Raw genomic sequence first — 12,377 nt, forward strand, 5'->3', positions numbered from 1 at the left:
GCAGCGAAACGTTGTTCCAGAGGGTAATGGAGGATATTCTGATATATATCCACCACCATCAACAAACGCTCCTTTCGCTTGCCCGGTGTTATCCCAGTCTTGGAACCAGATTAAAGCATCGTAGATATATCGAATCGAATTATCATATTTAGTCGTATGTAATGCGAGCGCAGTTTCTCCTAATGCAGCAACCGCATTCCCCATTCCATTAGCCGAATATCCACCAGTTTTTAAATTCCCTAAAACATCGCAATAAATATGCTCGATATGATTCGCTAATCCTATTATCGCGGTTGTCGTAGCAATAGTTGTATCCGTGCCTAAAGACTCTCGGGCGTAAGCAAACGCTAAACTGACCCAAAACGTATGATAACATTCGTTCGATTTATCGCCATCAACGGTAACACTACCGTACGAAGTATCTGCGGCATAACATGCATGGTAGGTAGTCCCATTTTTGCTGAAAGTATAATACGCTAGTAAACTATCTTTCGCATACGTTATTCCACGTACAGTTTTCGTTCGTGCACTGGAACTGGTCGTGTATGCATAATACAATGCTGAAAAAGCAGTATATTTTCCAACGAGGGCAGCATATTTATTCGACCCGTAATGATTATTATACGGGTCCCAAAGTTTAACAAAATTATCCCAAACTTGGATTACATAATTGCGAAACCCTGACTCTGCGGAAAATGTATTCCTGACGGTAATTGACGCTACTGAATGATATCGGTATTCAGTGGTACTATCGTAGGCACAAGCGGTTAAAAGATATACGCCATTCGGATATTTTTGCGTATCCCAATCCCATTGGAAATCACCAGCGGAAATATGGGAGTATGCCCGTAAATATCCATACGTAGTTGCGTTCGGTTCAATTGCGCGACTTGTGGTCTCTCCTTCGACTTTAATCCAAACCGATTTAACTCCTTCTGGGTCAGTAGCAGTGATATGAATCGGAACTAGCCGTTTGACGGTTTGTCCGGTAGTCGGTGCAGTAATCTGACAATCAATCGCGTTTGCTAGAGAAACGGTTTGGTATATACCAAAACACATGAAGAATATCCATTTAATTTTCTCTATCATGTTTGTTCTTAGTTCCGTCTTCTAGTAAACAACTATCACACACATTATGTAAGCATATCATCGAGGGCTTATGGTATCATAATCCGTTTGTATTTTCCTCCGGGAAACGGAACCGCAAACCCAAATTTTGTATTAGAAAACAAGCTATGGATTGAACCCCCGTTATCGTTGATAATTGTAGTCGTCGACATCAAGATAAGGGCTAGATATTCAAACTCGAACCGCTCTCTTTGATGATTTAATCGGTAGTAAATAAATTTTGGATAATAACTTCTCGAACCAAATCAATTGCGGTGTTGTTTAGTCTCACGCTCTGAGCAAATAGACTTTTCTGGTTCGGTAATGATAATGAATCATAAATTTTCAACTGATTTTTCAAGGTCGTAAAATCGTTTTTCAGGGTTTGTATATCTTTTTTATGTTTAGCCATTCTATATAACTTTGATAATACCGGTTCATAATTGATGGAAAAGAACCTAAGATTTTCTGTAATCTGATTTTTATAAAAAGTTGTAGTAAGTTGCTGAGTTATCCGCTGTGCTTCTTCCGGAGAGAGCGTTTTCTGATAGAAAATATAGGTACCGAATTTCTCGGGAATATGGTATCCGGTTTCAAGATGCGCCCAACTGGTTGACCGTTCTTCAGCAGTATAAACATTACGGCAGATATTCCCCTGCCATTGTTCATTATGTTCCGGAATACGTTTCAATATTGAAAACGGGATTTTTAATTCAACGGACCATTTTTGCTCACCTCGATATGCTTTCCCTTGCCATTGGTCTAAAGGAATGCTACCTTCTCCAAACGAGATTCCGCTCCATCGGGCGCTAGCAATATTTATCGCAAATTGGTAATAAGCTCGGCTGCCGTATGGTTTAATAAATATTTCGTTACTATCATCTAACCACACACTCTGGTTATCCTTATACTCTCCCTTTACTTTATCCATTTCTGGTTCTAAACATTCGATACCTACATATAGCGCGGTACTCGTATACCCTATTTTGAAGTAGGTTTGTTTCGGAGCGAATTCAATTTGATTTTTCAACAATAAAAAATCTGATGCTGCTGGGATATTTTGCCAAGCGATATCATCTTCCACGTTTCCATCCAACTGTGGTTCTTGCTCAAGCTGATATATCGGATAACTCTTCTGTATTTCTTGAATAGTTGAACTTAACACCGAATCAAACACCACTTCAGTTTTAGGTTGATTCTGGTGTAACAGTAAGATATAGTAAATCATCTCTAATCGGACGATATCGAGATTGCGGTTGAGGTTAAGATTCGCTAAGTATTGTTCCGCTTTCGCCGCAATATCTCGTAAGGAAGACGAGTTTGATTTTTTCGCGGTTTCTATAGCCTGCAGTAACGTGGTTAAATAGCGAACATCATCTACCCCTTCGCGATATCCTTCCCAAGCAATAGTATCAATCACTCCATCTACCGTCGGATACGCAAAAACATGGTCGCGATACTGCGGATGGTCAAAATCATTCCAGATATTCCCAAACGAATGTTGATATGCATAATCTGCAGCGCCATCGTAATTATTTTGCCATAACAATAAACCGTAGTTACGGCGATATACTTCTGGATTTTCGACCCCAATCTGCGGATAGGAATAACTCCAGATTTTATGACCGAGCGAATGCCATTTATCTGCTTCTTCTTTTGAAGGTTTAAACGCACAAACTAATAAATCCTGGATATCACCCATCTTTTCAAAATTACTATCTCGATATCCGGCAACAAAAATTTTACCACCGACCTTTCGCGTTTCATCCCAAGCTTCGCGCTGTTCGGTTAATCGCGTACCACGTGCTTCATCGCGCCCATAAAAGTATACTTCTGATATGCCATATTGTTTAAAAAATGCTAACGCTGATTTTATAGTATCAAGCTGGTCTTTCTTTTCAATAATTAATCCTAAATAATATAACGGCTGGTTCTTGATTCCTACTTGTTCACGAATTGATAATACTTCCCCTAATAATGTGGTATCTGTAATCGGTTGATATACAATCGGATTCGTTACGCCATGTGCTAACATATTTTTATATTCAGCAATAAGCTGCGTTCGTGATTTCAGTTCTGAAGAAACCGACCCTTTTCCCGTGGCATCGAGTCGTCCTCGATAATATATACTCGAGGTATAGTATGGCTCAGCGAGTTTAAACGGAAGTACTTTAACGTTTAGCGTAATCGTCCCGACATTTTTTTTACCAATCATCAAGTTGATTTTCCCTTTATATATTCCAGATAATGCATCCTCAGGTATTTGAACAGTAACCCAGACTTGTTTCTGTGAATTCGCTGGTATGTTCACTGGTAATAAGGTCGGACTATCTTTTACCGGATATTCTTCCGGCGTTGGAACATAATATGGTCGTAATTCGGTTGTATCGCTAATCCAAACATAGCGTTCCCCATCTGGAAATGAAAGTTTGAGATAGTTCTCTTTTTTTTCATAATCCACCTTAACCAATGTATCATCATTTACCAATAGTTCCGGAACCAATACTTTATCCCGTTTATCTTGACCGATACCAATCCATGCGCTACCCGCTTGATACCAGCATTTAACCAGTTTAATATCGACATTGTTCGCTGGAATAACTCCTGATTTACCTACCAGGTCGCTTGCAGTAAAATGTAATCCGATAATATCTGAGTTTGCTACTACGACAAAACTTCCCGGTTCATATTCTCCAGGACAAGCGATAAGATTCATCTCGTGTCCTATTTTTTCAGGTAGTTTAATATTGAAAGGTAAAATTTTTTCGCTGGTGATAGGAGAAATAGTATAAAAAACCAAATCATGTTGATATTTTTTTTCTGCAGAAATGATAGAGGTTATAAGACTAAAAAACATAAGAAGTATTACATACCAATTGATAGTTTTAACAGGTTTATATATTTGATTCATATTAATAGTTTTTTATAGTAAAAAATGGTGCTGTTATATAAAAAATAACAGCACCATCGTTCAACCCAGTTATATTTCAAAATTATTCTTCGAAAAGTTCCCAAGTATAGCTGATGTTCCCTTTGCGCAGAATCGCTGGCTGGATATCCAGCTGTAACGGCGCATTGGTCGGCGTCACCACTACCTCCGCCGTCGCCATATTCCCATACACATCCTCCGCCGTTATCGTCGCCGTACCATACGTCAACCCAGTCGTAACATACGCCGTCCGCCCCTTGTTCGCTGTGCTATCTATCGCCGCTATCCCAGAATTGCTACTCACCCACGTCACCGGCGCTACCCCACCAGTATGCGTGAACACAATCTGACTCCCAGGATTCCGATTCGCTACCTGCGGCGCAATCTGCGTCGGCGAACTGTCTACCGTCCCCTCAGCATAGGCAATGCGCCAAGCGTTCACTCCGTCTTTTGTACCACTAGGATTATACCACATCTTAAATTTTTTCCCAACTCGAATCACATGGGCTGCGCGTAAATTATAATCCCAATCGGATGAAGTTTTCGTGCGAATTATCGGATTTCTTGGGTCTTTCGTGAAAAAGAAACCATCATCTGATACCGCGTGAGAAATATCCCACGGTGAAGCTGAGGTGCCGCTAGTGTACCAAAGGTGATATACTTCAGCATCAGCATCATAATATGGTCCTGGTAACCAGAGTCTAAAACTATCGTATTGTGTAGTATCGGAAGTCATCGTACTAGTTCGCATCACCTGATACGGTTTACTCCAATTAATCCCATCAGTCGATTCACTATATCCAATTTTGGTTCCACCATCGTCACAAAACCACATTTTGTAGGTATTACCGACTTTAATCACTCGCGGACACATCGCTGAACCTTCATTCATTGTGAATTTCGTGCCAGTATCTACACCAAGCACCGGACCATATCGCGTCCAATTCGTCGTTCCATCAGGAGAAGTAGCATAACAGATACGATTCGCTGGAGTTCCTCGGTCTTTCCAAAGACCCAGCCCGGTATACCACATTTTGTAAGTTGTTGTAACACCATCAACTTCTTTCAGTACACAAGGTATCCAAATACGGGTAGTATCATAGTAATATCCATCAGCGGTATGATCATTAAACGCATAGACCGCACCGAACCGCAGCCAATCTATCCCGTTTGTCGATTCCGCATAACAGATCCGAAATACAGAATCCTGCGCTCTGCCTGTATACCACATTTTATACAGGTCACCGTCTTTAATTACCCAAGGATGACCGCGTTCCATATCATCATCTTTAGCAGGTGCAGTATCTAGCGCTATAACCGGGGAACCAAAATTAATCGCTTTATATTCAGTAACCTGGTCATCAACCCACGCTTTATACTCGTCTATAAAATGGTTATCAATATCATCAGTCGCTCCAGCTCGATAATCTAAATAAAACGAAGTCCGGAAATTTACACAAGTATCTGGTATCCAGAGAGGCCAACCGAAAAACGGCTGCCAGGTTGCTAACGCTGCATACGGTCCTGTTCCTGCGCTATACGCGCCGACGTGAAGGTCATCCCCAGTCCCGGTAGAAAAGGTATTCGAAATATATCCAGTTCTTCCAGTGCCGGCATACCAACCTTGTGCAGCATAGACGTTCGGAATACATACCCAACATCCCATATGAACACGATTTTTTCCGGAATACGGACTTACATCCGCCCATTGCGAAATAGCTCGACCATCAGTTCTTCGGGAAATACATACTGCTTTATTCCCAGCAAAATACAATGTATCCGTCTGATAAATTCCTTCCGAGTTAGGAGCAAACGCTCCGAGTCCCCATTGTCCAAGCTGGGTTCGATATCGAACGATAGTATCCAGGGAAATAGGATTTTCAAATCCGGTATTTTGTAATAATTGCGTACCAATAATGGCGTAACCGGGAATAGCACATAGTAACACTAAAATAACGACAATAATATTTTTCATAAGTTAGCAGCACCTCCCTCCTCTTTTGAGATAGATTCAGCTGAACTCAACTTCCGAACTTTTGGTTTTAATACGTTACGGACCAACGCGCCAGATATCACCGGGACTAACCACACCATTCGTCGGGTCATAAACTGATGTAGATAAATACCATACTTGTACGCCACGAGTTTCGTATGGTGCATCAAACCTTCCATTCGGTCCAACCGAACGTAACTGCCAAACTAACGGACCACCATAAATTTCATGATGTCGTGTTGCTGCTCCGTAGAGTTTAGCATCCCAATACCAATAATCAAATTGCCGCTCTTTAGTCACATTAACATACGCCGGGTCGGTATATGCGCGACGTGCTTCCTGAAATGTATCCTTAGGAATACTACTTAAATACGCTATCGGTGTACTTAACCGCACTAGTCGGATATCGTGTGGAACGATATTATAAGTATATCCTTTCCCATATTCAAAACAGGGTAAATAATCGTTATTATCTACATAGTATGCTTCTAACGCAGTCGCTACTGTTTGCATATCCTTCTGGATTCGAGATACTTTACTTCGCGTTTGCGCTGCGAGAAAATTCGGTATCGCAATCGCAGCAAGTATCGCAATTATGGCTACAACAATCAATAATTCTATCAACGTAAACCCTTTTCTATCCATATTTTATTTTCACCTCCTTAAAATTATGAAGTATATGGCTTAACTGGATACACTTCCAGTACACTCTGTCCCTGAAGATGCGCACATCCTTTTTTCACTCCGGGCAATTGTTTCGCTTTCATCATAGCGTCAACAGCGTTTTGTGAGCGAATAATAAATTTTTTCGTAACATGTTTTTTATGCCCGTAATGTCCCATTTTAACTAAACAGCAATATAATGATTCCACACTATATTCCCCTTTTAATCCAGCAAATCTTTTTAACAAAAATGTCTCAATCAATCTATTAAAAATGGGAAGAGAGTTCTGGAAACTCTCCTCCCATAAAACCGCAGTTTACTTCTTCGGGTCAATAACTGCTTCTATTTCAAATCGGGATAATTCAACCGGCACACCAAACGGACCGCTGATAGTCCAATCGGAAAGCGAGCTCTGGTTGTTCATAGTGATTGTATAGAGATTATAATTATCTATCCAACCACGTGAATTTGGAACAGAATATGTCCACGTCGCACCATCCCATTTGTTCATATAAACATCCGTCCCGATTGTCCCAGCTCCGAGATTAGCATCCGTTGAATCCGCTGCAGTGTAAGTCAAGGTAATATGCGCGGTCATTACAGAAATCCCGATGGCAGTCGTATCCAAAGTGAAGTAACGCGATACAAAATATTGACCACCTAACAATCCGCTCGTATCGTTTGCAAACGGATGTTTTGCATCCGTTACTTTCGCTTGAATTCGTGGTGCAGTACCAGCAGTTGTGGTAACCGAAGTCAACCGGAATAATACCGGTGTTAATTCCGCTAATGAAGCGCCAGTAGTTCCGATACCGAACACATAGGTTCCGATAGGATTACTTCCTGGTATTGTATATTCATCAGTATCAACGCATTTCGGCGTTATACCACCAACATAACTTCCGCTACCAGCAAGATTTGTACCTCCAGTACCTTTCCCAGCTAGGAACGTATTCCGGACAGCTAAAAATTGCGGATTAGCCGTATCTGTACTTGCAAAGTAAGGCATCGCGTAATATACTGAGTTCAATGATACCGTTGCTGCACCGGAACCAATTACAGATAGAAGTCGTTCTGTATTATCAAACGCTGGAGTACTGGTTCCGATAGCAAATACACTATTATAAACATTGATTGCCGCACCTGGTGCTGTTGACCGGTTATCAACTCCCGTTCCGTTATAGGCGGAAAGAACACAATCCCGCAAGTTGACTTGTGTAGTTACCGCTGCAGCGTTTACCAGAACTACGAAATTTCTGTCTGGATCTGGCGTATAGAAGGTACAGCCAATGAAAGTAGTGGTATTAGTCGCATTTCTAACATCGTTATATAGCGCCATATTCCCTGTACCTCGAACGCCCCAATTGTAGAACGTGCATTTCTCGAACCGAACATCTTTTGCTGCACCAGCTGCATACATCGCACTACTCCATGGATTATAGAACTTGCACGAAGTCGCAGTAAACGAAGTTACTCCGTCAATATATATTCCATATCTACCGTTACTGGTTGTCGCTGGGTCAAATGTACAGTTTGTCAAAGTAAACACAGGCAATCCAGGCGACTGGATATTGGTATTCGCTCGTTGCAGGATTAACCAATCTGTACCGGTACGATTTCCGCCGACAAACCGACAATTATCCAAAATCACTTGTCCAGGCTGGATACCATTAGCAGGATTATTATCGTAATCTACCGTAACTATACACCAAGTATTCAGAATCTGGTCCGTTGCATTCGGTGAACGTATCACATCAACATTTCTTAATACAATTTCACGTGGAGTATTGCGCACTCGAATAACCGTATATCCTCTACCTGGGTCTAACCAACTAATTAAACTATCTTCGATTGTTAAACTAACCCCGTGTTGGAGGATATTGATTATTTCCGTACCGGTCGCTACAGCATAGGTACCGAGCGGCGTTTGTCGAATATTGCAGTTTTTCATCGTCATTACTGACCACGGATTATCATTAACAATGTTTTCGGTAACACCAACGCCAAAAATATCCTGCGGGAGTGCATTATCGAAATTGCAATATTGGAAATAGGCTTCATGGCATGGGAACGGAGCTGCTGGATTCGCAATATACAGGTTGCTAGCGAACTGATTTGAACTCGAATGCGTTGAATAGGTAACAAATCGCGCACCACGATTATTACCACTGAACGAAATCGGATTTGATGGTGTTCCGATAGCGGTTAATTTCACTGCCGGAGTCCATAAACAAAAACCAATCGCATCGTTATAATCGAACCGTGTTCCAGGGAGAATCTGGACAACACCACCGTGGATCATTGTTCCGTATCCTTTAGCCTGGGTGATAATGGTATTATCAAAAACAATTTTCGGTCCCTGTTTACTGAAGTTCGTCGCCCACGTTGCTGAATCTAATGTATAGCTTACCCAGACCGGGGTACCAGCTCCACCAGGTAATGCGGCGCCATTAAGCTGAATTGTCATCCCCGAAAATACATCTGCTGCCGTCCCCGCATTATATGTGACCCAAACCGGAGTCCCAGCACCAGGTAATGTAGTCACTGAATTCAATGTAATAATTCCACCGCTGGTAAAACTATTACCAGGACCACTGTAGAAATTGAATCCCGCTCCGGCGCTATTTGTCCACACACCGGTTACCGAATTTAGTGGTGTCCAACCAACCGTAACTTGTGTAGCACTATCAGATAGTACTGATTCGAGCGTATACGTCGCTGGTGCTGCATAATTTCGACCGGAACCATCTGGATTAACGAATACACCTGATACTGTTGTCATCGGCACATAAGGCGGAACTATAGTGTATGCGGTCTTCGAAAAGGTAGCTATTCGCGTTAAACTCCGTGACATAAACGCTGCTTCCAACGCAAGCCATTCATCGCCAATAATTGTCGAGTTTGCTTTCACGGTGCAATTGCCGTATAATCCATTTTCGTAACATCCCGGAGTCGTATCACCAGCATTCGAAGTTAATAGGCAGTTTTTTAATACAATTTCCGAACTTGGGTCAGTCCGATAATTCCAGTTTATCCAGAAAACATCACCGTCATTATGGGTCGTTATACTACCCAAAATTTTATCCGGCAATACCGGCGGCATAAAAATTAAATTTTCAAACCGATAATACGCTGAGCCAATGCTATCGATCGCAATTGCTTTATCAGCTCTATTACCTCCAGTATACGGCAATTCTGGAACTAAAATAATTGGGCGATACTCAGTGGTAGGTGAGGTATATGTCGGCGTCGAAATGGTCGGGTCAGCGCGAACGATAACTGTTGCCCGACAATATCCCGGTTCACCCGGCTGTATTCCCATTTCTGAACCTTTCAACGTGAACAGAATCTGACCTGTTCCGGGTCCAACGGGCGCAGTGTTCTTCACATTAAAGATATTCGGGGTTACATCCAAAGCTTCATAATAGAGTCCGCCGGGATTAAATTGGGCAATCGCTTCCTGTAAGGTCTGATATCGCGCAACAGACGTATCGGTGGGTTGCGAAGCATCAATCCAGACTTCTTGCGATTGAGCGGTGAGCGGTAATACAATTCCGATAGTCATAAAAACGAAAACTAAAAAACGTCTCATAACATATTCCCTCCTTTCTTGAGTAACATAAATTTGGTATTTATTTTTACTATCCATCTATCTTAACCCTCCTTTCCGTTTTAGGAAAAAATTTTTTTAATTATTGCTTATTGCGTTGTGCTCAATTGCTAGTTTAGCAACAATACCACATAGCAATCGAGAATAAAAAATCAATTTAAAAAAATTTTTCGATTATATTCTATATAAGCTATGGAGAAAAAGATGATTAGTTCAACCCGGTTATTTACAATTTTGATATTAAAACTATATCACATAAAAATTATTTTGTCAACTTTTTTCGTATAAATTGATGTCAATTATTAATTATATCGTAGAACCTTTTTATTCGGAATTGAATAGCAAGATTATGGCTGAGGATTGCTCTTGAAGATACCGAATCATTAAATTATCCTTTGAAAAATGGTTTGTGTATCTCGCCGTTTTATATATTAACTCGAAACGTGCAGGCCCAAGCTAGCAATCTAAACCTGCTTTATTTTCAGCTACCGAAACTCAAATAGAAAATAAACAAACACTTACGTTTTCGTACAACCGTACAACCTATGAATCTAAGATATCAGTCTATAAAAGAAATTCGCGGCAATAAGCAATACATATAAATATGTTATAGATAATAAGATTGACAAATAGTAACCTTATATCTTATTATAATTTACATAAAAGTTAAGAAGTTTAATAAGAATTTATTTCAGAAAGTAACATAAAGTTATGGATATTAAGAAAATTGACTATATGAATTTTCGGAATCTCATTAAAAAGATCAACAAACCAATTTTTATAGGATTGGCTTGTAGTATTATCATAGCCTTTTTAACAGCATCTTGCGGTAATCAGCGAGAAAAAAAGGTGGTTAAATTTGCGTTCTGGGCTGATAGGATTAATCGGGTTTCTGTAACTACACTCATTGACCAATACAATAGTTTAAATCCAGAAGTAACCGTTGAATATTTTCCTGTAGAATCCCCGTATGAACGAAAACTACTCACCTTAATTTCCGGGGGAATGGCACCGGATATGATGATATTAGGGCCGGTTGATTTAATTGAATATGCGCATCGGGGCGTAATTTTGCCATTAGATTCGTATATGGAACAAGACACAACGTTTATCAATTTGAAAAATGATATTATTCCTGGACTCCTTGATGATACGAAATATCTTGGAAAACATTATGCGGTTCCGTTCTGGACTAATGCAATTGCTATGATTTATAACCAGGATTTGTTTGATAAAGAACATTTATCCTATCCAACTTCAGATTGGACCTGGACCGATTTTTTAACCGCAGCGAAAAAATTAACGAAAGATACTAACGGCGACGGTCGTATTGATCAGTTCGGTTGGGAAGCGGTACCATCATCGTTAGGCGGACCGAATTGGGACCTGTATATGTATATTATACAAAATAATCTTCGCTTATTCAGCGAAGATGGAGAACGATGTCTCATTGAAAATAAAGAAGTTAAAGAAACGATACGCTGGGCATTAGATTTAAAAATGAAAGAACATGTCGCTCCGTTGAGCAAAGAAATTAATTCCGGTAATTTCTATGCGCCGGGTTTTGCTAATTTTGCTTTTTTATCTGGAAAAGTCGCTATGTCGAAATGTGGCCGATGGTGGCATGTATATAACTTAGACAAACTAAAATTCAAATGGGGTATAGCGCCCTTGCCGAAAGGGAAACGCGCAACCACAAACCGGGTTACCATTTCGCTAGCAATCTCGCAAAAAACAAAATATCCTGAAGCATGCTGGGAATTTCTAAAGTTTGCTATTAGTAAATCCGGACAGAAATATATTCTTACAACCAGGTCGGATATCTCCATTCTCTATTCCAATGGTACATCGGAAGAATTTTTAACGATGCATTTTTCTCCGGAAGTAAACAAGATATTTTTTGATGCGGTGGTTCATTCTGAAGCATATCCGACGTTTATCGGACAATATGAATGGAACGATTATACGTTGAGCCAGTTTGAATTAGTTGAAGCGGGGAAACTCGATTTTGATACTGCCTGTACGAATATCGCTAAGAAATATATTGAAATCAGAAATAAAAATAAAATTTAAG

The 12,377-nt window shown here is 40.5% G+C and carries 6 protein-coding genes and 1 pseudogene; 1 reads left to right on the plus strand and 6 read right to left on the minus strand.

All coding sequences use genetic code 11. From position 1 onward, the window contains the following. The 6 genes and pseudogenes from N3A72_01060 to N3A72_01085 all read right to left on the minus strand — a co-directional run. Window positions 1–1,089: Ig-like domain-containing protein (locus N3A72_01060; GenBank protein MCX7918199.1), on the minus strand; the 1,089-nt coding region annotated here is incomplete at its 3' end. Between the two features lie 238 nt (window positions 1,090–1,327). Next, window positions 1,328–3,964, minus strand: a complete 2,637-nt coding sequence (locus tag N3A72_01065; GenBank protein ID MCX7918200.1) for a hypothetical protein — start codon at window positions 3,962–3,964, stop codon at window positions 1,328–1,330. Window positions 3,965–4,100: 136 nt separating this feature from the next. After that, entirely contained in the window at window positions 4,101–6,011 is a 1,911-nt protein-coding gene (locus N3A72_01070; protein ID MCX7918201.1) for a hypothetical protein, read from the minus strand. Window positions 6,012–6,587: 576 nt separating this feature from the next. Then, window positions 6,588–6,674, minus strand: a pseudogene (locus N3A72_01075) (prepilin-type N-terminal cleavage/methylation domain-containing protein). Window positions 6,675–6,697: 23 nt separating this feature from the next. After that, window positions 6,698–6,940: a hypothetical protein gene (locus tag N3A72_01080; GenBank protein ID MCX7918202.1), complete on the minus strand. Its 243-nt coding sequence runs from the start codon at window positions 6,938–6,940 to the stop codon at window positions 6,698–6,700. Window positions 6,941–7,009: 69 nt separating this feature from the next. After that, the gene (locus N3A72_01085) at window positions 7,010–10,285 is read right to left on the minus strand and encodes a hypothetical protein (GenBank protein ID MCX7918203.1); all 3,276 of its coding nucleotides are present in this window, start codon (window positions 10,283–10,285) and stop codon (window positions 7,010–7,012) included. A 729-nt stretch (window positions 10,286–11,014) separates the two neighbouring features. On the opposite strand from N3A72_01085, the gene N3A72_01090 reads away from it, so the two are divergent. Beyond that, window positions 11,015–12,376, plus strand: coding sequence for a sugar ABC transporter substrate-binding protein (locus N3A72_01090; GenBank protein ID MCX7918204.1), 1,362 nt, complete (start codon window positions 11,015–11,017; stop codon window positions 12,374–12,376). Window position 12,377: the final 1 nt, after the last annotated feature.

This window comes from bacterium (assembly GCA_026416715.1).
Taxonomy (GTDB): Bacteria; UBP4; UBA4092; order JAOAEQ01; family JAOAEQ01; genus JAOAEQ01.

Bases quoted from the DNA above. Each gene is read 5' to 3' on its own strand.
- N3A72_01070 (MCX7918201.1), bottom strand. From the start codon at position 6,011: ATGAAAAATATTATTGTCGTTATTTTAGTGTTACTATGTGCTATTCCC.
- N3A72_01090 (MCX7918204.1), top strand. From the start codon at position 11,015: ATGGATATTAAGAAAATTGACTATATGAATTTTCGGAATCTCATTAAA.
- N3A72_01085 (MCX7918203.1), bottom strand. From the start codon at position 10,285: ATGAGACGTTTTTTAGTTTTCGTTTTTATGACTATCGGAATTGTATTA.
- N3A72_01065 (MCX7918200.1), bottom strand. From the start codon at position 3,964: ATGTTTTTTAGTCTTATAACCTCTATCATTTCTGCAGAAAAAAAATAT.